The sequence below is a fragment of the Pseudomonas peli genome, assembly GCF_900099645.1.
GTDB classification, from domain to species: domain Bacteria; phylum Pseudomonadota; class Gammaproteobacteria; order Pseudomonadales; family Pseudomonadaceae; genus Aquipseudomonas; species Aquipseudomonas peli.
In genome coordinates, this window is record NZ_FMTL01000001.1 from 1,678,537 (window position 1) to 1,700,251 (window position 21,715).

A 21,715-nucleotide genomic window follows, 5' to 3' on the forward strand; every position below is an offset into this window, starting at 1 on the left:
TTGGCTAGCGCCCCTTTGACGGCAGCTTGACCACCGAGCCGCCTTTGGCAGGCTTGCGAAACACTGGGCTCTCATCTAAGAACTCCGCAGGATCGATATTCTTACGGCGAGCAATCATAGAGGCGTATATGAGCCTTTCGCGCTCCCTATTTAATTGCTTCGTCAACTCCTGGACCTGTGCCTTGAGCACCTCGATTTGGTGATCTCGATCACGATCTCTGGCCGCTTTCAGTGAAACTTCTTGATCGAACTGTTTCTCACCACGAGCATAACTTTTGACAACTTCCTTAATACGTTGAAACTCTTTTTCAAATTCCTTGTTTCGCCAAAGGGTCGGCTTAGATACACCAGACTTATCGGTAATATACTTCCACCCAAAGTTTGAAGGATCTATCATCTGCCTTTCAAATTGTTGCAATACCGAAAAAGCTTTACCCCATTGCTCAGTAGACGTAGTCACAATCAAGCTACTCCACATTGGAATACACAGTCGCTTGGAACAGAGCCATCAGTCCTAAATGGCTGATAGTCCTTGCTCTTTTCAACTTGAATTTCGTTAAGCACCACCTCAGAATTATCTAAAATATAAGAAGCATTTCTAAAAATCGCCATTTGATGTTCGATATGCATTTCAACAGACTCTACCGGGATACCGGGTCTATTCAAGGCTTCAAAAAGCCGCGCCAACTCAATTTCTGATCTATTACGCTCTGACTCGACTTGCTTTATTTGAACTGGATCTAAAATATCTACAACGAACTCTCTACAGCCCTTTCCTGAATTGCCGGTCAGACACTTCAGATGAAATTCGCAGGGCTTCAAATTAATATCACGAAAACAATGTCCAAGCGGACCGTAATGTACGGTTTGCAGCATATCAGTCAAAAAGGTCTGCACATTCTGGGTCGGGATATCGTTGTCAGTCCAAGCCTTGACCTTATTCGCCAGATCACCAATAAAGCGGGACTGCTCAGAGAGCATAAGCTCACCGACTTTCTCAGCACGTTCTTTAGCAGTCTGATGATCGTAATGATCACCTTGACTATCAGATCTTCCCATCCACTTATTCACAATACTTGCAGCCAAGCCGGCCCGAAAAAGTGAATTAGTTTGCCAATGTCGTCCCTTGTGGGTCTGAAACGTACTTACAATCTCTTCATTGGCTACAACACCGTAACGGACAAACGCTGACTGCCCCTGCTTAGCTGGTTTTATCGCATATAGAACAGAAAAATAGCCAAGGATAGATGGAATGTGTTCGTTATACACACCGCCAAGATTGCTTGGGACGACAAATAAATAATCAGAGACTTTTTGACTTATCCCAAATGTAGCCGAACCAATCTCTACCCCATCCGCTAGAAGTTCCTCTTTAATTCCCTGGATTAGTTCTGACTTAACTTTCGTATTAACTGATACAAAAGCATCTACAACGGCACTTTTAATGCTGGCCTGTTCAACCAAGAACCCAGATACGGCAGAATGCTTAACTCTATTGCTTTTCGCGACCGGCCTATAAAAATTGATTCGTTCTTCCGAGACTCTAAGAAACGAGTAGAACCCAGCTGTATTTGCATTAGCAATGTAGGTCATGGTCTTCTGGTTGAACAGCTCTGGATAAAGTTCCTCAGCATCTAATATCGGAATGTAAGCGCGATAATTATACCCACCACTGACAATATTTCTTATTGCGGCAACTGCATCGTCACGACTAAGATATACTATCCTCGCACCATAAAGACACGACTCCCCCGTCAAGACAAAGGCTTCCAAAGAAGCCAGGCTTTTCGACTGCAACCTATCTTTTAGAGCGTGTACATCCTTAGACCGACTTCCTACAGGTGGTCGTTTATGGAGCACCTCAAAAAACTCAGAATATAAAACAATATTGCGGCGAAATTCTATCAATTGAGCAAGTCGCTGCTTAACATCAGATCCTCGTACATAATAAACGCACTTTACCTTTCCGAGTGATTTTGAAGTTATCTTAAAGCCGTTTTTTTTGTAGAACTTAAGGAGTGAAGTTGAGTCGTGTGAATTTGAGGCAAATGGTAAGTACTCACGCAAATTCTTGAGCTCAACAAGTTCTTCATCTGGCAGATACTTCAGGAGGCGCAACTGTCTTTCAGACGCTGAAACATTAGACTCTATTTTCTTAGATAGACAGTCTAGGGTAGACTCAACATGCCGATCAATTGCTTCTGTTCTTCCCTGAAAGCGATAATCAAGAGTCTCGGCATAGGAACCATCTTCAATGCTCAAAGCCCTTTTTCTGTAGGGTTCGCAGATGGCATCAATTCGGAGAACCGCTTCACAGAGGGCGGCTCTCCAGATAGTAGGGACATACCTGGCGATTGGCTCCGCACCTTTTTCTGTCCATACTCGACAATATAACTCACCGTTTATTGTAACTAAGCAGTTCTTAGGTAACCGCAGAACCTCCCCGATTCTTAGGCCTAATCCATATTGAAATGCCTGAGTCAGAACCGACAACATATCCATCTGAGCACGAAAGCTGCCATCCCACTGGTCTTGCACTGCCCACTTCAACGCTATGATTGCTTTGACCAATTCTGGAAGCGGCAGTTTATCTCCAAGGGCAACACGGCCATACTTATCTTTCTCTTGAAGATCCTGCGTACCGATGAGGTCAAAATTGCTAACGGCCAAGGAAGAATTAAAGATGAATCTGATAAAATAATTTAGCGATCTACATGCACTAGCAGGTGATTTATAGCGTGTTTGAATGTATTTAAACGTTGTCATGTAGGAAGATTGATCAAGCCCTCTAAGGTTAACAACACCCTGAGCAGCCATATACTTTACCGCAGCCGATAAGTCCATAACGCGACCGGCTGATACCACCTTGTGGTCCGTCCTTCTGTCCCAGAGATAACTTACCAAGAAGACCTTATTAAGTAGCATTAACTCTGCATTAGTTTCTCCACGAGCCAGCAAATAAACATTATGCCTTCCGTTATATAACCAGGAGAGATCCTCCCACTTTGACCCATTGAAACAACTGAGTTTTGAGAATCTCTCCTCGGCTTTGCTGGCAAGGCGGCTTAGCTTAATCCGAAGCTCCTCATGCAAAATATCCTGTGCCATTATATTTTGCACTCAGACTTCCTTCACATTAATTAGAACCACGTCCTGCCCTTCAGAGTAGGCGATTGCAGCACGGCAACCAGCTATGGCTTGGTCTATAACTGAAACCACATTAGCGGTGCTGACGGTTAGCAAGCGATCTTTTCGCTCTACCAAACCCTCCAAAGCACTTTCATGTGCTACAACATCTTTATTAGGACAAAATCTGTCACACGAATAGCAAGATACCGCCGGTTCCTCGAAGCATATAGATTGAGACGCACACTTTCCTATGACATTGAAATTTCTTGGCTCACATACGTGACTATATATATTATTTACAAGGTCACCTTCTCTCATCCAAGCAGCTGTGAATTGCTTCTGTTCAATGCGACTCAACGTGGCATTTTCTAGAATCTCCCACATTTCATGAGTGAACCTGAAGTAGTGTTTAATGCTATTCGTATCATTGTGATCGAGTAAATCGGCAAGCTCTTCTGGCGAACAACCGGACATTACTGCTTGCGTGCCAACCGTGTAACGAAATCTATATGCACATAAACTGAATTTCTTTCCGGTACGAGGGGATAATGGCAGCCTATGTTCATTTCCCCAAAGGATATAATTAATTTTGCCACTCGACTTTTGGTAGAGTATGGCCCGCTTTGACTCATCTGAGAAATAGTCACTTGACAACCGCTCTGCATCTTCCCAGTAGTGACTTCCTAAGGAATTTCCGTCTCTTTCTAAATCTATCGATTTTGAGTTAATAAGAAGTGGTAGCTCTGCAGGATCAATACCATCGGGATTTTTTGCAGAATCTATGTAAGACTGAATAAGACTTGCAGTTCTTTCCGTGAGTATTCGAGAGCTGAATTGAACTCGCCGATTTCGCGAATCTTGCTTCACACGCGGCACGTTAAGATAATATAATCCGCTCTTACTATCTTTAATAAAATCTTTTCTTTTCAATAAAGAAATTTGTATTGGTCTCAACCCAAAACACAAACACAGATCTAACACCAAGCGAAATTCCAACGGAAGTGCCTGGTTATTAACCTGACCTGACAGTACGGAAACTTCCTCTCTAGTAAATGGTCCTCTGGCATCATCCATTACAAATAGAGCTAAATAGGCATTTTCTTTACCTGAATAATTTCGAAGCTTATGGAAATCCTCATACACTTCAAGTGAAAGATCTTCATAGCCGCAAAGCAATAGAAACTTCAAAAATTCCTTACAAGCAGAGATATATGCTGCCTTTTCTTTATTTTCAAGCACAGAAAGACTTTCCAAGAAGTCGTTGATATGAACTCCTTTGGACATCTCACGGGCAAACAAATCAAGAAATTTATATTTAATTCTAACAGTTGAAGCGTGATATCTCTCCAAGATATATCTTAGATAACTCCTCGCAATCTCTCTTAACTCAAAATCCAACAGATTAAGATACTGTGATGTAAGATAAACAAACTCACCCGTATCATCCGGCAATTTTATTGCAGATCGAAAGCCACCATACTCATCAAATAATTCGATGTCATAGCCCAATCGACTTTTTACAAAAGTGCCTCCCGGCAAAAAATATGAATGTTCATCGTTGCCGGACAACACCCTCTGAATCTGGAGTTCTTTCATTTAATCAACCAGTTGTGGCTTAAGGGCTTCTTGCTGGAGTAGGGCTTGTAACTCGGCAACTTTGGCTTGTATCGATCCTTTAGCATAATGCTCAGGCATATTACTATTCTTAGCCCAACCGCCTGCCGCTTCCTGAATAGGTGCTTTTAAAATCTTACGACTTAAACCACTTTCACCCTTAAACTTTCTATCCAGTGCCTGATTCAAAAGATCATGAAACGTATTGCGAAGGCGATGGGGGCTGAGAAGACCCACAAACTCTGGATATTGTTTTATAAGTTCATTCAGGATTGAATTAGGAGTCTGCACTGAAAGAGGACGCCCATCCCGGTAAGACAGGAAGACATAGCTTGTTGACTGCCAGCCGATGAATTCTTTTCTGACATTCACAATGTAGTGTTCAACTAATGCGGCCAGTTGATCATGCAACACCACCTGCCGGCCGAGTGTTTTAACTGAGGGGGACTCAGCGCGAGGATAATCAATCACATCTTTGTTCTTGACGATGTCGTAATATTTTCGCATTCCTGTAAGCTGGAAATTATTCAGCTTCAACAGTAACGTCTCACCTTTACGATTTCCGCCCAACATCAATAGAAGCAGGAGAATATAATTTCTCCATCGCACCTTATAAATCTTCCAAGGATTTAAATTATTGCTCTCATCAGGGTCAATAATAGCAATGAACTTAGCCTGAAGCGCAGGAGTAAGGCCGATCCTGTCTTTTTTATCGCCCCTGTAAGGGGCTTTCATATACAACTTGAAGCCGGCAGTCATCCTCTCATACGAACGCTTAGCAATTTTAAGTTGCTCCAAGTTTCGAGCGCACCGCCCCTCATAGAACAGCCATAGGTAATCTATAAATTTTTTAGCGCCTCGCATGCGGGCACCATACCAATTCGGATTAACCTGCTCGCCGCTCTGCTGAGCAAAGCCGCAATACGATGAGAAAGACTCAATTTCACCGATAGTAAGCGGATTAAGATTTGCGATGCGCTCAATCAAATCTACTTTTTGAATTTCACAGAACCGATATAGGATCAGAATTGAACTCTGATCAACTCGTATGGTATTTGGCTTCGAGCCATTGTCGAATCGTTGCAAAGCATACGCGCCGGCAAATATATCAACCTGGCTACTTTCAGTTACTAACTTTAGTTTTATACCGCCCAATTTATCGAAGACGACGGTAGTGAGCGAAAAGACTGAATTCTTCAAATGAAACACCGCGCTTTTTTCACGAGCACGGAAGCCTATAGACAGGCTAAATGGGCGTCAATAATGAAACGCTACTGCTTCAATGCGGTCACTTTTTCTTTTAAATACTTAATGAAACACTGTTTCGATATTTTCACTTACCCCAGATAGTACAAAGCCCCGAATCACGGGGCTTTGCAGAACTTATCCACAGAAAATGAAACACTCTCTGTTTAATTTACAGCATCTTTCAGGGACTTGCCCGGTTTGAAGGCGACGGTATTGCTGGCCTTGATCTTCACCGGCTCGCCGGTTTGCGGATTTTTACCGGTGCGAGCACCACGGTGGCGTTGCACGAAGGTACCGAAGCCGACCAATGTGACGCTGTCCTTGCGGTTCAGTGCATTGGTGATTTCTTCGAGTACGGCGTTGAGTACACGGTTTGCCTGATCTTTAGTCAGATCCGCCTTATCGGCGATGGCGGCGGCGAGTTCCGGTTTACGCATAAATGCCTCTTTACGGTTTTTTGTTGTTGTGTCCGGGCTGCTCTGCGCGAGCAGATACCAAGGCGCCGCAACAGCTCTAGGCTGCGGCAGACTGAGGGAGGATGGCATGCCATCCAGCCCTGCGCCAGTCTTGTCCGACAGTTAAACCGGGCAATTTTGTGGCATATCCGACAGAACGACCGTCATTCAGGCCAAAAGCGCAGGCAGCAGCTTATTCAACGCCAATTTGTCCTGCACGGCCGTACCGGTGAGGGCGTAGCCCAGTAGCGCACCGCTGCTGTCATGGCACAGCGCCTTGATGTCGGCGCCGCTGCCTTCAACGCTCCACTCGCCTTGCAGCCCGCGCGGTGGTGGCGATACCACCAGCGGACAGACCGGAGTTTTTACCGTAACTGGCATCGGCCCGTAGCTGACTGCCGTAGGGGTACCGGCCAAGGTTTGCGCCAGTGCACGAGCACTGGTCATCAGCGGCATAACGTAGAGCAGGTTGATGCCATCGACCTCGGCGCAATCACCCAGGGCGTAGATATTGGCGTGCGAGGTGCGCAGCTGGCGGTCGACCACCACCCCGCGATTGACCGCTAGCCCAGCCGCTGCCGCCAGCTCGATACGTGGACGCAGGCCCACAGCCGAAAGCACCAGATCGCACTCAATCAGCGTGCCGTCGGACAGGTGCGCTTCCAGTGCATCACCGTTGTGATTCAGGCTGGCCAACACTGGCCCGAGGTGAAAGCGCGCGCCCAGCCCTTCCAGACCCGCTTGAACTGCGGCGGCAGCAGCCGGATGCAGCAGGCCAGGCATCACCTGCTCGCAGGGTGCGACCAGTTCGACCTGGTAGCCGCCCAGGCTCAGGTCATTGGCAAACTCGCAGCCAATCAGCCCGGCACCCAACAGCAGAATCCGCTGCTTACCGGCTGCGGCCGTGCGAAAGCGTGCGTAGTCCTCCAGATCATTGATCGAGAAGATCCCATCGTCGGCATCACCTTCCACCGGCACACGAATCACCTCGGCGCCCCAGGCCAGGATCAGGTCGCGATAAGGCACAGCCTCTTCGCCAATCCACAGCTGCTTGTGGCCAGGGTCAATGCCGCTGATCCGGGTGTGGGTGCGAATTTCCGCGTTGAGCTGATCGGCCATAGCGCCCGGCTCGGCCATGCTCAGCCCATCGGCGTCCTTGTTCTTGGCAAAGCCGGTGGACAGCATGGGCTTGGAATACGAGCGACCTTCGTCGGCAGTGATCAGCAGCAGCGGGGTTTCGCTATCCAGCTTGCGAAATTCGCGGGCCAGGTTGTAGCCGGCCAAGCCGGTGCCGACGATAACGACAGGTGCACTCATGCTGCATTCCTCACGCAAGCCGCGCACTGCTGCGGCCGTAATAGATTTTGGGGCTGACGCGACTCAGATGATCTCGATCATCTCGAAATCCAGCTTGCCGACGCCGCAATCGGGGCACAACCAATCGGCGGGAATATCTTCCCAGGCCGTGCCCGGGGCGATGCCTTCCTCGGGCAGGCCGAGGGCTTCGTCATAGATAAAACCGCACACCACACACTGCCACTTACGCATAACCACCTCGGCGCTTATTCAGCTCGTTCGGGGTATTCAGTATGCGCACTCGCTAAACAAAACGGCGACCCTTGGGTCGCCGCTTGTCACAGCCTGGACTCAACCGATTTCGATCATTTCGAAATCCAATTTACCCACGCCACAGTCAGGGCACAGCCAGTCTTCCGGGACATCCTGCCAGAGTGTCCCGGCGGCGATACCGTCATCAGGCCAGCCTTGGCTCTCATCGTAAATCAGTCCACAGACCACACATTGCCACTTCTTCATAACTACCTCAGGTGGATCACACGGCTATTGCGCCGGGGAAACTACCGTATATGCGCAGGTGCGCCAAGCCGGCGGGCGATGAATAGCGCGTCATTGAGGCCAACCAAAGTCGGGTTGTGCCCGGCTTAGCGGCCAATCGCCGCGCCTTACGTCATCTATCCAGGCGCAAGGCCCATGCTAGACTCGCGCGCCTCTGCCTACGGTGAAACCGCTCGTGCCCCACGCCGCCCTCGCCCACCCGCCGCGCTGGCTGACTGCCAGCCAACTGCACCCTGCGCCCACTGCTGCGGTGTGCGACTGGCTGTTCAATGAGGATTCGCTGACGCGGCGGCTCACCACCCTGTCGGCCGATGGTTTCAGCGTCACTCCACTCCAGGAAGGCTGGCAGCGCCTGCGCAGCGATGAATGCAACGCGCTGGGCGTGGTCAAAGGCAGCCAGGGCTGGGTGCGCGAGGTGTACCTGCGCGGTCACGGCCAGCCCTGGGTATTTGCCCGCAGCGTGGCAGCCCGCAGCGCATTGGAAGGTTCCGGCCTGGCGCTGGACCAACTCGGCAGTCGCTCGCTGGGAGAGTTGCTGTTCAGCGACCGCGCCTTCGATCGCGGCGAACTGCAGGTATGCCGCTACCCGGCCCAGTGGCTGCCAGCGGAAGCCTGTAGCGAGCGCCTGTGGGCGCGCCGCTCATGCTTTAGCCGTGGCGCGCTGGGCGTATTGGTGGCCGAGGTTTTCCTTCCTGAGTTCTGGGCCGCAGCTGACATCGAGTCGCAAGTCAGCACGTAAGGCGAGTATCGTTTTTACATCCACCTAGCAGCCACCATGGCGGATCGATAAAACGTGATCCACCCTACGCCCGTCTTATAATCAGCCGCACCTCGCATGGAGACGCGCTCGATGTATACCCGCCTGCTGCATTCACTTAATCGCCTGCACCCACGCGCTTGGGACTTTATCCAGCTGATGCGCCTGGACAAGCCCATCGGCATCTACCTGCTGCTGTGGCCGACGCTGTGGGCGCTGTGGGTTGCTGCCGAAGGCGTGCCGAGCGTGAAGAACCTGCTGATCTTCGTGTTCGGGGTGATTCTGATGCGCGCCGCCGGCTGCGTGATCAACGATTACGCCGACCGCAACTTCGACGGCCACGTCAGCCGCACCAAGGCGCGGCCGCTGGCCAGTGGCAGGGTCAAGCCGCGTGAAGCGCTGATCCTATTCGCCGTGCTGGTGGCGCTGAGCTTCGTGCTGGTGCTGTTTACCAACGCCACCACCATCTGGCTGTCGTTCGGCGGCCTGGCCCTGGCCGCCTGCTACCCCTTTATGAAGCGCTACACCTTCTACCCGCAGGTGGTGTTGGGCGCGGCCTTCTCCTGGGGCATGCCCATGGCTTTCACTGCCGAAACCGGCAGCCTGCCACCGGAAGCCTGGCTGCTGTATATCGCCAACCTACTATGGACGGTGGCCTACGACACCTACTACGCCATGGCCGACCGCGAGGATGACCTGAAGATCGGCGTACGCTCCACCGCCATTCTGTTTGGCGATGCCGACCGTCTGATCATTGTCATCCTCCAGGGCCTGGCGCTGCTCTGCCTGCTGCTGGCGGCGGCGCGCTTCGAGCTGGGCCTGTACTTTCACCTCGGTCTGCTGGTCGCCGCTGGCTGCTTTGCCTGGGAGTTTCACAAGACCCGCAACCGCAAGCCAATGGCCTGCTTCAATGCCTTTTTGCACAACCATTGGGCGGGCTTGGCGATCTTTATCGGCCTGGTAGTGGACTACGCTGTGCGCGGCTAGAAAGAAGCCTTGCCGCGCGCCTGTCATATCGCTGCAATAATTCCGTTATCTAATGCAGCCCATTACAGCGAGATGACCCGAGGCTTGACCCATGGTTGGCAAGAACATCCTGATCGTCGATGACGAAGCACCGATCCGTGAAATGATCGCCGTGGCCCTGGAAATGGCCGGCTACGAGTGCCTGGAAGCGGAAAATACCCAGCAGGCACACGCCATCATCGTCGACCGTAAACCTGATTTGATTCTGCTCGACTGGATGCTCCCCGGCACCAGCGGCATTGAGCTGGCGCGCCGCCTCAAGCGCGATGAGCTGACCGGCGACATCCCGATCATCATGCTCACGGCCAAAGGCGAAGAGGACAACAAGATCCAGGGCCTGGAAGTCGGCGCCGACGACTACATCACCAAGCCGTTCTCCCCGCGCGAACTGGTCGCCCGCCTGAAAGCCGTGTTGCGCCGCGCTGGACCGACCGACAGTGAAGGGCCGATCGAAGTTGGCGGCCTGCTGCTCGACCCAGTCAGCCACCGCGTCACCATCGACGGTAAACCGGCCGAGATGGGCCCCACCGAATACCGCCTGCTGCAGTTCTTTATGACGCACCAGGAGCGCGCTTACACCCGCGGTCAGCTGCTGGACCAGGTCTGGGGCGGTAACGTGTATGTCGAGGAGCGCACCGTCGATGTGCATATCCGTCGCCTGCGCAAAGCCCTCGGTGAGGCCTACGAAAACCTGGTGCAAACCGTACGCGGCACCGGCTATCGTTTCTCCACCAAGAGCTAACACGGTTAGGATGGCCTGCCGGCGCGATGAGCGCTCGGTGAAAAGGATTGATTGGCGGATGAGCTCGAATTGAATCAAGACTGGCGCGGCCCCCTGATACGTCGCTTGTTGCTCCTGGTCAGTGTCTGCCTGCTGCTGGGGCTGATCACTGGCGAATACGCCTGGGCACTGGTCATTGGCCTGGCCGGCTACCTTGGCTGGCACTTGCAACAACTGCTACGTCTGCACAAATGGCTGCGCACCCGCCAGGGTGACGAAGCACCGCCCGATGGCTACGGCCTGTGGGGCGAAGTGTTCGACAGCATCTACCACCTGCAGCGCCGCGACCAGAAAGTCCGTGGCCGCCTGCAGGCAGTGATCGACCGCGTTCAGGAGTCCACCGCTGCGCTTAAAGATGCGGTGATCATGCTCGACCGCGACGGCAACCTGGAATGGTGGAACATCGCCGCCGAGAAACTGCTGGGCCTGAAAACCCCACAGGACAGCGGCCAGCAGATCACCAACCTGGTGCGCGACCCGCGTTTTATCGAATATTTCGAGAACCATAATTACAACGAGCCGCTGGAGCTGCCCTCACCAGTCAGCGACCGCCTGCGCCTGCAATTCCATATCACCCAGTACGGCAACCGCGAACACCTAATGCTGGTACGCGACATCACCCGCCTGTTTCAGCTGGAGCAGATGCGTAAGGATTTCGTCGCCAACGTCTCCCACGAGCTGCGCACCCCGCTGACGGTGATCAGCGGCTACCTGGAAACGCTGTTGGATAACGTCGAGGACGTCAACCCGCGCTGGCTACGCGCCCTGCAGCAGATGCAGCAACAAGGCGGACGCATGCAGAATCTGCTGAATGATCTGCTGCTGCTGGCCAAGCTGGAAGCCACCGATTACCCCTCGGACAATCAACCAGTGGCCGTCGATCTGCTACTGCTGAGCATCAAGAACGATGCCCAGGCGCTATCCGGCGAACGCCACCATCGCATCAGCCTGGAAGCAGACCCGCACCTCAAGCTTAAGGGCAGCGAAACCGAGCTGCGCAGCGCCTTTTCCAACCTGGTGTTCAACGCCGTGAAATACACCCCGGACGAAGGCAGCATCCAGATTCGCTGGTGGGGCGATGAACAGGGCGCGCACCTCAGCGTGCAGGACAGCGGTCTGGGTATCGAGGCCAAGCATCTGCCGCGCCTGACCGAGCGCTTCTACCGGGTCGACTCCAGCCGCGCCAGCAACACCGGTGGCACCGGGCTTGGCCTTGCCATCGTCAAACATGTGCTGCTGCGTCACCGTGCGCTCCTGGATACCGCCAGTACCCTGGGCAAAGGCAGCACCTTCACCTGCCACTTCCCGATGCTGCAAGTGGTTCGGCGCGGCCAGTAACCGCGCCCTACTTGCAAAGCCGGCTGTCAGCCCCCACCCTTTAGCGGTCATTCACTACCCGAACCCTTTATGGACCCCTCCACGAGTTACGTCGCCAGCAACTATTTCGCCGATTTCGGCCTCGTTCTATTCGCTCTGTTTCTGGTGCTGCTCAACGGCTTCTTCGTTGCCGCCGAGTTCGCCATCGTCAAACTGCGCGCCACCAAGGTCGATGCCCTGGCGGAAAAAAATGGCTGGCGCGGGCATATTCTGCGCACCGTACACAACCAGCTCGACGCCTACCTCTCAGCCTGTCAGCTGGGTATCACCCTGGCTTCCCTCGGCCTCGGCTGGGTCGGCGAACCGGCCTTTGCCCACCTGCTCGAACCGCTGCTGGCGGGTATCGGTATCGAATCGCCGAAGCTGATACATGGCATCGCCTTCTTTACCGCGTTCTTTATCATTTCCTACCTGCATATCGTGGTCGGCGAGCTGGCACCCAAGTCCTGGGCCATCCGAAAACCCGAGCTGCTGTCGCTATGGACGGCCGCGCCGCTGTACATGTTCTACTGGGCCATGTACCCGGCGATCTTTCTGCTCAACGCCAGCGCCAACGCCATTCTGCGCGTGGCAGGCCAGGGCGAGCCGGGGCCGCATCATGAGCACCACTACAGCCGCGACGAACTCAAGCTGATCCTCCATTCCAGCCGCGCCAGCGACCCCAGCGACCAGGACATGCGTGTGCTGGCCTCGGCCGTGGAGCTGGGCGAACTGGAGGTGGTGGACTGGGCCAACTCCCGCGAGGACCTGGTGTCGCTACCGCTGACAGCCGCATTGGATGAAGTGTTCAGCGTGTTTCGTCGGCACAAGTACAGCCGCTACCCGATCTACGACGATATCAGTGGCGAGTACGTTGGCGTATTGCACATCAAGGACTTGCTGCTGCACCTGTCGCTGCTGGAGATGCTGCCCTCGGCACTGAAACTGGCTGACCTGATGCACCCTGTTGAACGCGTCGGCCGGCACATGCCGCTGTCCAGCCTGCTAGAACAATTCCGCATGGGGGGTTCGCACTTCGCCTTAGTCGAAGAAGCCGACGGCAAGGTAATCGGCTACTTGACCATGGAAGACGTACTGGAAGCCCTGGTGGGCGACATTCAGGATGAACACCGCAAAGCCGAACGCGGCATCCTCGCCTATCAGCCGGGCAAGCTGCTGGTACGCGGCGACACGCCACTGGCCAAAGTCGAACGCCTGCTCGGCGTCGACCTCGATCACGTCGAAGCGGAAACCCTCGCCGGGCTGATTTACGACACCCTTAAGCGCATGCCTGAAGAAGAGGAAGTACTAGAAGTCGATGGCCTGCGCATCATCGTCAAAAAGATGAAAGGCCCGAAGATCGTGCTGGCTAAGGTGCTTAAGCTGGATTGAGGGACCGACTGCCGTAGAACGTATTTACGATCTTGCGAGCGAGAGTCCTACACGGCGCTACCTAGGAACAGCCTTCGGCTGGTTAAGACAGCGAGGAAGCGGACTGGGCTCGCACGCGAGTGTGCTTTTGTACACGAGCATTACTCATTCCACTCGCCATTCGGGTCGCGCTAAAGCGCGTTAGCTGTAAGCGGCTTGCCGAGCCTGTTTTTAACGCAGTAAGGCCGAAGCACAGCAGATCGTAAGCAGGTTCTTACTCGCCGCCGACGGCGAAATTAGGCAGGCTGTTGACCGGCTGAGCGAAGTTAAACGGGATCGACTCCAGCGCCAAGCCAACGTTGCGCTGCACCACGAAGTGCAGGTGCGGCCCGGTGCTATTGCCCGTGTTGCCTGAACGCGCGAGCAGGCTGCCAGCGCGCACACGAGCACCTTCACTGACGGCCACCGACCCCTGCATCAAGTGCAGGTAAACACCCATGGTGCCGTCGTCGTGGAGAATGCGCACATAGTTGCCAGACGGGTTGTTGCCGCGCCCACTTTGCTGATTCTCGGTTTTCACCACGATGCCACCGCGTGCCGCAACAATCGGCGTGCCCTCGGGCATGGCGATATCCATGGCGTAACGGCCTTTGGGGGTGAAGTGGCTGTACTGGCCGTTGGCCCCTTGAGTCAGACGGAACGGCCCTCCACGCCAAGGCAGTGGGTAGCTTTTCTGCGTCGGCAGCAGACGCGGGTCGCCCATCGCATAACGCAACTTGGGGGTATACCGCATAGGTTTGCTGGCATCACGCGGGGCCAGGGTGGCCAAACGGATATTGCTGCGCGGCGGTAATACCCAGCTAATCGGCTTTTCCGGCACGCCGGAGACGTTATCCGTAGCTTCCAGGCGCAGTTCAATCTGCACCGGGGCGTGCAGGTCGTTGCGCACCAACAGGGTTTCACCGGCCTCGTGTTTCTTGGTCTCCAGCTTTACCTGATTGTCCAGGCGCTCAACCATACGGTCGCGAAACACGAACACCTGGGCACCGGGCGCGGCCTGGTCGGTATAGGTGACCACGCCGTTAGCATCGGTGTACTTGTAAATAGTCAACGCCGCTGCCTGGCCGGCAAGGGTCAACAAACTGCAGAGAAGTATCAGACGCCCTAGCATAACGACTCGGATCTTATGATTTGTCTGTCCGGGCCAATCAGATTAGCAGCCGAACCCATGCGACGCGAACCGGCGCGCCAGGGTTGTGAGCCATCTCGCATGCACCGGCGGCGTGGCCTGTGCTCAGGCGCCGGGGCTGAAATGCTTCTGCGCAGTTCCCCGGGCGATCAGCCGGGAGATGTAGTCGAGCTTCTGCGGGTCGCGGTCGACGAATCTGAAGGTCAGTTGCAGCCACTCGCTGTCTGGCTTCGGCTCGAAGGCCGCCACGGCATGCAAGTAGCCGTTGAGCCGAGCGGTTTCCGCCGCGTCGCCCTGCTCCAGATCTAGCACCGCACTGTCGAGCACCTGCGGCAGCTCCTCGGTGCGTTTAACCACCAACAGTGCTTCCTTGAGGCTCAGGGCCTTGATCACGCAGGACATGGTGGCGCCACCGGGTAACCGCAGTTGACCCTGCCCGCGCCCGCTGGGTGCGCTGGTAGCCGGTGCCTTGCCGGCGGGTTTGCTGGCAAAGGCAGCAGCGGCTTGCACGGCGGGCCCAGCGGCGGGTTTGACGGTATCGGCTTTACCGCCAGTCAGCGCAGACAACGAATCGTTGGCGAAAGCACCGCTGCTGAGCATTTTCGGGGGGGCACTGGACACCAATGCCTGCAACTTGCCAGCCCGGCTCAGGGCCTTCTTCACCTTGGTGATCAGCTGCTCGTTGGAAAAGGGCTTACCGATGAAATCAGAAACGCCAGCTTGAATCGCCTGCACCACGTTCTCTTTGTCACCGCGACTGGTGACCATGATAAACGGGACGATCTTCAGAGCATCTTGCTCGCGGCACCAGGTGAGCAGCTCCAGGCCGGACATTTCCGGCATTTCCCAGTCGCACAGAATCAGGTCAACCGGCTGACGCGTCAGCATCTGCAGGGCTTTGCGCCCGTTCACGGCTTCCTCGATCTGGATACCTGGAAAGTGATCGCGCAAACCCTTTTTCACCAAATCACGGATAAAGGTTGCGTCGTCCACTACCAGCACGCTGACTTTGCTCATCGGCCACTCCTGTTCTGATGGCCATAAGCATAGTCACGGCTACTGGCCAAAGGCCAACCGAAATGCACCCAATGTCGCGATCAGGTGCATCTTGGCCATCGGGCAGTGCGTTCACTGCCCGCAACAACCGACTCAGCCGTCCTTCTTGGTGCCCTGCACTTCTTCCTGCATGCGGGTCAGGCCGATGTGTTTCACATCGGTGCCGCGCACCAGGTAGATCACCAGCTCGGCGATATTACGGGCGTGGTCGCCGATGCGCTCCAGCGAACGCAGCGCCCAGATGATGTTGAGCACACGCGCGATCGAACGTGGGTCTTCCATCATATAAGTGACCAGCTCACGCAGAGCGGTCTTGTATTCGCGGTCAACGGTCTTGTCGTACTGCGCCACAGACAACGCCAGGTCAGCGTCAAAACGGGCAAAGGCATCCAACGACTCTTGCACCATCTTGCGCACTTGGTCGCCGATATGACGCACTTCCACGTAGCCACGCGGCGCTTCACCTTCTTCGCACAACAAGATCGCCCGCTTGGCGATTTTGGTGGCTTCGTCGCCGATACGCTCGAGATCGATCACCGATTTGGAGATGCTGATGATCAGGCGCAGGTCGGACGCAGCTGGCTGACGACGCGCCAGAATGCGCACGCATTCTTCGTCGATATTGCGTTCCATCTGGTTGATCTGGTCATCGATCTCGCGCACCTGCTGGGCCAGACCGGAGTCGGCGTCAATCAGTGCGGTGACGGCGTCGTTAACCTGCTTCTCGACCAGGCCGCCCATCGCCAGCAGGTGGCTGCGCACCTCCTCCAGCTCGACGTTGAACTGCTGGGAGATGTGCTGGGTAAGGTTTTCTTTGTTGATCATGTGCAAACCCTTGAATTAACCGAATAACGTCTCTGCTTAGGATGGGCTTGCCATCAGCCGTAACGACCGGTGATGTAGTCCTCTGTCTGCTTCTTGTCCGGGTTGGTGAACAGCGTATCGGTATCACCGAACTCGATCAGTTTGCCCATGTACATAAACGCCGTGTAGTCCGATACCCGCGCAGCCTGCTGCATGTTGTGGGTAACGATGACGATGGTGTACTTGGATTTCAGTTCGTAGATCAGCTCTTCGACTTTCAGCGTGGAGATCGGGTCGAGCGCCGAGCAGGGTTCGTCAAGCAGCAGCACTTCAGGCTGAACTGCCACGGTGCGGGCGATCACCAGACGCTGCTGCTGACCACCGGACAGGCCGAGAGCCGACTCGTGCAGACGGTCTTTGACCTCATCCCACAGTGCTGCGCTTTTCAGTGCCCACTCCACGGCTTCATCGAGCACGCGCTTCTGGTTAATACCCTGGATGCGCAGGCCGTAGACCACGTTCTCGTAAATGCTCTTGGGGAACGGGTTGGGCTTCTGGAACACCATGCCGACGCGGCGACGCAGCTCAGCCACGTCTTCGCCTTTGCGGTAGATGTTCTTACCGTCGAGGTTGATTTCGCCTTCTACGCGGCAGCCGTCAACCAAATCATTCATCCGGTTGAAGGTGCGCAGCAGGGTTGATTTACCGCAACCAGACGGGCCGATAAACGCCGTCACACGCTGATTGGGGATAGTCATCTTGACGTCGAACAGCGCCTGCTTCTCGCCGTAGTACAGGTTCAAACCCGGTACGTCGATGGCCACGCGTTCGTTGGCCATGTTCAAGCCCTGGCGGTCGCGGCCGAGGGCCGCCATGTCGATACCGTGTGTGTGTGCTTCGTGCTGCATGGGATGCTCCCTACGCTAACAAATTCGTTAAGCCGCCACGGCCAGTGGGCCGTGGCGCAATGATTAGTGATCCAGCGCCTTGTACTTCTCGCGCAGGTGGTTACGGATATAAACCGCCGCCATGTTCAGCACCACAATGACCAACACCAGCAGCAGCGCAGTGGCGTACACCAGCGGCCGCGCGGCCTCAACGTTGGGGCTCTGGAAGCCGACGTCGTAGATGTGGAAGCCCAGGTGCATGATCTTCTGATCAAGGTGCAGGTACGGGTAGTTGCCATCCACCGGCAGGCTCGGGGCCAGCTTGACCACCCCCACCAGCATAAGCGGCGCCACTTCACCGGCGGCGCGGGCCACGGCGAGAATCAGGCCGGTCATCATGGCCGGGCTGGCCATTGGCAACACCACGCGCCAGAGGGTTTCCACCTTGGTTGCGCCAAGGGCCAGGGAGCCTTCACGCACGGCCCGCGGAATCCGCGCCAGACCTTCTTCGGTGGCCACGATCACCACCGGCAGGGTGAGGATCGCCAGGGTCAGCGAAGCCCAGAGCAGGCCCGGCGTACCAAAGGTCGGCGCCGGCGCGGCTTCGGGGAAGAACATGCGGTCGAGCGAGCCACCCAGCACGTAGACGAAGAAGCCCAGGCCGAACACCCCGTAAACGATGGCCGGAACGCCCGCCAGGTTGTTTACCGCGATACGGATCACCCGGGTCAGCGGGCCCTGCTTGGCATACTCACGCAGGTAGATGGCCGCCACCACGCCAAACGGCGTCACGATCACGGCCATGATCAGGGTCATCATCACGGTGCCGAAAATCGCCGGGAAAATGCCACCTTCAGTGTTGGCTTCACGCGGGTCGTCGCTGACGAATTCCCACAGCTTGGCGAAGTAGAAACTGAGCTTTTCACCCATGCCCATGGCATTCGGCTGGAACGCGCGCACCACCTTGCCCATGCTGATGGTCACTTCGCGACCATCAACGGTCTTCAGCGTGACGCTGTCGCGATTGAACGCCTGATTAAGGGCTATCAACTCGGTTTCCAGCACCTTGTACTCGGCATCCCACTGCGCGCGCTCGGCGTCCAGTTCGGCCTGCGCAACATCATTCAGCTTGCCCTGCAGTTCCAGCTTACGGGTTTGCAGACGGATGCGCTCCAGGCCGGCGTTGATCCGCCCGATGTCCTTCTTCTCCAGGCGAACCAGCTGAGTGTGCAACTGCTCGACACGCTCAATACGCTCCTGCAGCGCCGGCCAGCTGGCATCGCCCTCGGCGACCAACACGCCGGCTTCCTTGACGTTGACCAGGTAACCGTAGAAGTTGCCCCACTCGCGACGCTCCAGCGCCGTGAGGTTTTCCGGGGTGCGCTGGTTACTCAGCCACTCGCCGACCACCCAGGTGAAGTCCGCGCCATACACATCGCGGTTACCCACTTTGAACAGCTCGCGGGTCATAAACTCGCCGCCTTCAGCCTCCACCGGCAAGCCGGAAGCGGCCAAACGGGCACGTGGCACTTCTTCGATCTGGGTGATCTCGCCGGCCATCACCCGGGCTTCCTGACCAGGGATCTGGTAGTCGGCTTCAACGATATCAGCCGGCCAGAAGTGGCCGAGGCCGCGCACGGCGATCACCATCAGCAGACCGAGGGTCATGATCACCGCGATCGACACCGCGCCGGCGTTCATCCAGATCCACGGCGAACCGCTCTTGAACCAGGCTTTCAGATTGTTCTGTTTCACGGACATATACCTTCCCAAGCCTTAGAGCGAGGCGTACTTGACGCGCAGACGCTGGCGCACCAGCTCCGCCAGGGTGTTCATGACAAAGGTGAAGCCGAGCAGCACCAGCGCCGAAAGGAACAGCACGCGGTAGTGGGTACCACCCACTTCCGATTCGGGCATTTCCACCGCCACGTTGGCGGCAAGGGTGCGCAGGCCCTCAAAGATGTTCATGTCCATGATCGCGGTGTTACCAGTGGCCATCAGCACGATCATGGTTTCGCCAACGGCGCGGCCCATGCCGATCATCACCGCGGAGAAGATGCCTGGGCTGGCGGTGAGAATCACCACCCGAGCCAGGGTCTGCCACGGCGTGGCACCGAGGGCCAGGGAACCGAAGGTCAGGCTCTTCGGCACGCTGAACACAGCGTCTTCGGCAATCGAATAGATGTTCGGGATTACCGCAAAACCCATGGCCAGGCCGACTACCAGGGCGTTGCGCTGGTCGAACGGAATGCCTAAGTCATTGCTCAGCCACATACGCATGTTGCCGTCGAACAGCCAGTTCTCCACATGGCCGCTCATGGCCAGCGAGACATAGCCAATGAGCAAGATTACTGGGATCAGCATCGCCGACTCCCAACCATCCGGCACTCTCAGGCGAATCGACTCCGGCAAGCGGCTCCACAGGTACCCGGCCAGCAGAATGCCGATGGGGGTGAACAGCAGCAGGCTGAAGATGCCCGGCAGATGACCCTCCACATAAGGTGCGAGGAACAGCCCGGCGAAGAAGCCAAGAATCACCGTTGGCAACGCTTCCATCAGCTCGATCACCGGCTTGACCTTGCGGCGCATGGCCGGAGCCATGAAGTAGGCGGTGTAAATCGCGGCGGCAATCGCCAGCGGAGCGGCCAGAAGCATCGCGTAGAAGGCCGCTTTCAGCGTACCGAAGGCCAGCGGCGCGAGGCTCAGTTTAGGTTCGTTGTCAGTGCTGGCAGAGGTCGACTGCCAGACATAGCCAGGCGCATCGTAATTCTCATACCAGACCTTGCCCCACAATGAGCTCCAGGAAATTTCCGGATGCGGGTTGTCGACGATCAAGCGCTGCAGCTGACCATCACTTTCCACCAGCACGCGGTTTGCACGCGGTGATAGGGCGGCCAGGGCCTGACCTTCAGCCACCGGCTCGACCAGCAGAGTGCGGTGTGCGGTGCTGTGGAAGATACCCAGATTGCCTTTGGCATCCAGGGCGAAGAAGCCTTTACGGCGCTCTTCCGGAAGAATCTGGATGATCGGGCTGTCGGCCAGTTGGAAGCTACGGATCGACTTCAGTACCGCCTTGCCGTCTGCTTCGCGCACCATAAACCACTGGGCGATGCCGCCGCTGCTGTCGCCGATCATCAGCGAGATACCGCCAAGCAGCGAAGTGGCGTTGCTGACTTCCAGCTTGCCGTCCTCCAACAGCTTGTAACGACCGTTCAGGCTGTTGCTGCGCATGTCGAAGACATCGGCGGTGGCACGGCCGTTGACCACATACAGCCACAGGTGGCGTGGGTCGATGATCAGTGCCTTGATCGGCTCGGCGATCTGCGGCAGGGCAACACGCTCTTCGCTGAGGGTCACCTCGCCGGTCATCATGTTTTCCTCGCGGCCCAGGCTCAGCACGTGCAGCTCGGTGCCGGTGGAGCCCGCCAGCATCAGCGTGCCGCTGTTCAGGCTGACGCCCATGTGGTCCAGCGCGCGACCCTGAGGATCAAGCTTAATCGGCGCTTCGCCGAACGGGTATTCGATGCTCGGCGTGATGGTTTGCACATCATTCGGGTAGCTGAGCTTGTAGACATGCTGGAACACCAGCACCTGGCCATTGGACAGGCCCAGGGCAACGCGGTTACTGCCCGGCTGGTCCTGGCCGACCGAAGCAATCCGCACATCCGCTGGGATCGGCAGCTGCACGCTGCTCAGCGGCTGCATCTTCTTCGCATCGAAGAACTGTACCTTGCCGCTCTGGTCCAGGCGCATTGCCATCTGGTTCTGTTCTTCAAGAGTCAGCAGCAGTGGCGCGGCTGCTTCATTCAACCAGGCAACCTGCACTGGCTTGCGAGTTTCCAGGCTAGCGCCCTGGAACATCGGCAGCACCACGTAGGCCAGGTAGAAGAAAATCAGGGTGATGGCGCCAAGCACGGCCAGGCCGCCGACGGATACCGCCCAGCGGGCAAAACGATCTTTCAGCGCGCGCATACGCCGCTTGCGCTGCAGGGCCGGGGTGTTGAAGTCCAGCCCGAGGGATTTAGATGTGGCGGTCATGGTTTCACTAGCCAAGTCATTCATAGGTAAGAGCGTCTCTGCGCAGCCATGAGCGCGCCATAGTGATTTCTGTCGCTATACAAGGCGATAACTCTAGCCGTTTCATGTGACAGAAAAGTTACAGCGCTTTGACAAAGCAACGCCCACCTG

Annotated in this window: 19 protein-coding genes; 5 read left to right on the forward strand and 14 right to left on the reverse strand. The window is 55.7% G+C overall.

Annotation, left to right across the window (positions count from 1 at the left end; genetic code table 11):
- Positions 1-4: 4 nt before the first annotated feature.
- The 8 genes from BLO50_RS07980 to BLO50_RS08010 form a co-directional block, all read right to left on the reverse strand.
- Positions 5-460 carry a hypothetical protein gene (locus BLO50_RS07980; RefSeq protein ID WP_090250744.1) on the reverse strand — a complete coding sequence of 152 codons (456 nt, stop codon included), beginning with the start codon at positions 458-460 and terminating at the stop codon, positions 5-7.
- A 2-nt stretch (positions 461-462) separates the two neighbouring features.
- Positions 463-3,120, reverse strand: a complete 2,658-nt coding sequence (locus tag BLO50_RS07985) for a hypothetical protein (RefSeq protein ID WP_090250746.1) — start codon at positions 3,118-3,120, stop codon at positions 463-465.
- Positions 3,121-4,725 carry a site-specific integrase gene (locus BLO50_RS21655; RefSeq protein WP_143003808.1) on the reverse strand — a complete coding sequence of 535 codons (1,605 nt, stop codon included), beginning with the start codon at positions 4,723-4,725 and terminating at the stop codon, positions 3,121-3,123.
- A complete protein-coding gene (locus tag BLO50_RS07990) occupies positions 4,726-5,943 on the reverse strand; it encodes a tyrosine-type recombinase/integrase (protein ID WP_143003809.1) in 1,218 nt (405 codons plus the stop codon). It abuts the gene before it with no gap.
- Between the two features lie 212 nt (positions 5,944-6,155).
- Entirely contained in the window at positions 6,156-6,428 is a 273-nt protein-coding gene (locus BLO50_RS07995) for an HU family DNA-binding protein (RefSeq protein WP_090250753.1), read from the reverse strand.
- Positions 6,429-6,614: 186 nt separating this feature from the next.
- Entirely contained in the window at positions 6,615-7,763 is a 1,149-nt protein-coding gene (locus BLO50_RS08000) for an NAD(P)/FAD-dependent oxidoreductase (RefSeq protein ID WP_090250755.1), read from the reverse strand.
- A 63-nt stretch (positions 7,764-7,826) separates the two neighbouring features.
- Positions 7,827-7,994 carry a rubredoxin gene (locus BLO50_RS08005; protein ID WP_090250758.1) on the reverse strand — a complete coding sequence of 56 codons (168 nt, stop codon included), beginning with the start codon at positions 7,992-7,994 and terminating at the stop codon, positions 7,827-7,829.
- A 99-nt stretch (positions 7,995-8,093) separates the two neighbouring features.
- Positions 8,094-8,261: a rubredoxin gene (locus BLO50_RS08010; RefSeq protein ID WP_090250760.1), complete on the reverse strand. Its 168-nt coding sequence runs from the start codon at positions 8,259-8,261 to the stop codon at positions 8,094-8,096.
- Between the two features lie 214 nt (positions 8,262-8,475).
- Here BLO50_RS08010 and BLO50_RS08015 point away from each other — a divergent pair, with 214 nt between their 5' ends.
- The 5 genes from BLO50_RS08015 to BLO50_RS08035 all read left to right on the forward strand — a co-directional run bounded on the left by BLO50_RS08015 (position 8,476) and on the right by BLO50_RS08035 (position 13,612).
- Positions 8,476-9,039, forward strand: coding sequence for a chorismate--pyruvate lyase family protein (locus BLO50_RS08015; protein ID WP_090250763.1), 564 nt, complete (start codon positions 8,476-8,478; stop codon positions 9,037-9,039).
- A 111-nt stretch (positions 9,040-9,150) separates the two neighbouring features.
- Complete coding sequence (ubiA, locus tag BLO50_RS08020; protein WP_090250766.1) at positions 9,151-10,044, forward strand: 4-hydroxybenzoate octaprenyltransferase; 894 nt, start codon at positions 9,151-9,153, stop codon at positions 10,042-10,044.
- Between the two features lie 91 nt (positions 10,045-10,135).
- Positions 10,136-10,825, forward strand: a complete 690-nt coding sequence (gene phoB / locus BLO50_RS08025; RefSeq protein WP_090250769.1) for a phosphate regulon transcriptional regulator PhoB — start codon at positions 10,136-10,138, stop codon at positions 10,823-10,825.
- Positions 10,826-10,894: 69 nt separating this feature from the next.
- Positions 10,895-12,202, forward strand: a complete 1,308-nt coding sequence (phoR, locus tag BLO50_RS08030) for a phosphate regulon sensor histidine kinase PhoR (protein WP_090251344.1) — start codon at positions 10,895-10,897, stop codon at positions 12,200-12,202.
- A 69-nt stretch (positions 12,203-12,271) separates the two neighbouring features.
- Complete coding sequence (locus tag BLO50_RS08035; RefSeq protein ID WP_090250772.1) at positions 12,272-13,612, forward strand: hemolysin family protein; 1,341 nt, start codon at positions 12,272-12,274, stop codon at positions 13,610-13,612.
- Between the two features lie 253 nt (positions 13,613-13,865).
- Here the strand turns inward: BLO50_RS08035 and BLO50_RS08040 are convergent, their stop codons facing one another.
- The 6 genes from BLO50_RS08040 to BLO50_RS08065 form a co-directional block, all read right to left on the reverse strand.
- The gene (locus BLO50_RS08040; protein WP_090250774.1) at positions 13,866-14,762 is read right to left on the reverse strand and encodes a peptidoglycan DD-metalloendopeptidase family protein; all 897 of its coding nucleotides are present in this window, start codon (positions 14,760-14,762) and stop codon (positions 13,866-13,868) included.
- Between the two features lie 123 nt (positions 14,763-14,885).
- On the reverse strand, positions 14,886-15,797 hold the full coding sequence (locus BLO50_RS08045; protein ID WP_090250777.1) for a response regulator: 912 nt from the start codon (positions 15,795-15,797) through the stop codon (positions 14,886-14,888).
- A 132-nt stretch (positions 15,798-15,929) separates the two neighbouring features.
- A complete protein-coding gene (gene phoU, locus BLO50_RS08050) occupies positions 15,930-16,661 on the reverse strand; it encodes a phosphate signaling complex protein PhoU (RefSeq protein WP_090250779.1) in 732 nt (243 codons plus the stop codon).
- Positions 16,662-16,714: 53 nt separating this feature from the next.
- A complete protein-coding gene (gene pstB, locus BLO50_RS08055; RefSeq protein ID WP_090250782.1) occupies positions 16,715-17,548 on the reverse strand; it encodes a phosphate ABC transporter ATP-binding protein PstB in 834 nt (277 codons plus the stop codon).
- Between the two features lie 63 nt (positions 17,549-17,611).
- Positions 17,612-19,288 (reverse strand): phosphate ABC transporter permease PstA, encoded by a 1,677-nt coding sequence (pstA, locus tag BLO50_RS08060; protein WP_167354440.1) that lies wholly within the window; start codon positions 19,286-19,288, stop codon positions 17,612-17,614.
- Between the two features lie 15 nt (positions 19,289-19,303).
- Positions 19,304-21,589: an ABC transporter permease subunit gene (locus tag BLO50_RS08065; protein WP_090250786.1), complete on the reverse strand. Its 2,286-nt coding sequence runs from the start codon at positions 21,587-21,589 to the stop codon at positions 19,304-19,306.
- Positions 21,590-21,715 lie beyond the last annotated feature (126 nt).

What these genes read in the sequence shown, in the direction of transcription:
- ubiA (WP_090250766.1), top strand. Translation starts at nt 9,151, where the DNA reads ATGTATACCCGCCTGCTGCATTCACTTAATCGCCTGCACCCACGCGCT.
- BLO50_RS21655 (WP_143003808.1), bottom strand. Translation starts at nt 4,725, where the DNA reads ATGAAAGAACTCCAGATTCAGAGGGTGTTGTCCGGCAACGATGAACAT.
- BLO50_RS07995 (WP_090250753.1), bottom strand. Translation starts at nt 6,428, where the DNA reads ATGCGTAAACCGGAACTCGCCGCCGCCATCGCCGATAAGGCGGATCTG.
- BLO50_RS08000 (WP_090250755.1), bottom strand. Translation starts at nt 7,763, where the DNA reads ATGAGTGCACCTGTCGTTATCGTCGGCACCGGCTTGGCCGGCTACAAC.
- BLO50_RS08010 (WP_090250760.1), bottom strand. Translation starts at nt 8,261, where the DNA reads ATGAAGAAGTGGCAATGTGTGGTCTGTGGACTGATTTACGATGAGAGC.
- BLO50_RS08045 (WP_090250777.1), bottom strand. Translation starts at nt 15,797, where the DNA reads ATGAGCAAAGTCAGCGTGCTGGTAGTGGACGACGCAACCTTTATCCGT.
- phoU (WP_090250779.1), bottom strand. Translation starts at nt 16,661, where the DNA reads ATGATCAACAAAGAAAACCTTACCCAGCACATCTCCCAGCAGTTCAAC.
- BLO50_RS08005 (WP_090250758.1), bottom strand. Translation starts at nt 7,994, where the DNA reads ATGCGTAAGTGGCAGTGTGTGGTGTGCGGTTTTATCTATGACGAAGCC.
- BLO50_RS08040 (WP_090250774.1), bottom strand. Translation starts at nt 14,762, where the DNA reads ATGCTAGGGCGTCTGATACTTCTCTGCAGTTTGTTGACCCTTGCCGGC.
- BLO50_RS08065 (WP_090250786.1), bottom strand. Translation starts at nt 21,589, where the DNA reads ATGAATGACTTGGCTAGTGAAACCATGACCGCCACATCTAAATCCCTC.
- BLO50_RS08035 (WP_090250772.1), top strand. Translation starts at nt 12,272, where the DNA reads ATGGACCCCTCCACGAGTTACGTCGCCAGCAACTATTTCGCCGATTTC.
- pstB (WP_090250782.1), bottom strand. Translation starts at nt 17,548, where the DNA reads ATGCAGCACGAAGCACACACACACGGTATCGACATGGCGGCCCTCGGC.
- pstA (WP_167354440.1), bottom strand. Translation starts at nt 19,288, where the DNA reads ATGTCCGTGAAACAGAACAATCTGAAAGCCTGGTTCAAGAGCGGTTCG.
- phoB (WP_090250769.1), top strand. Translation starts at nt 10,136, where the DNA reads ATGGTTGGCAAGAACATCCTGATCGTCGATGACGAAGCACCGATCCGT.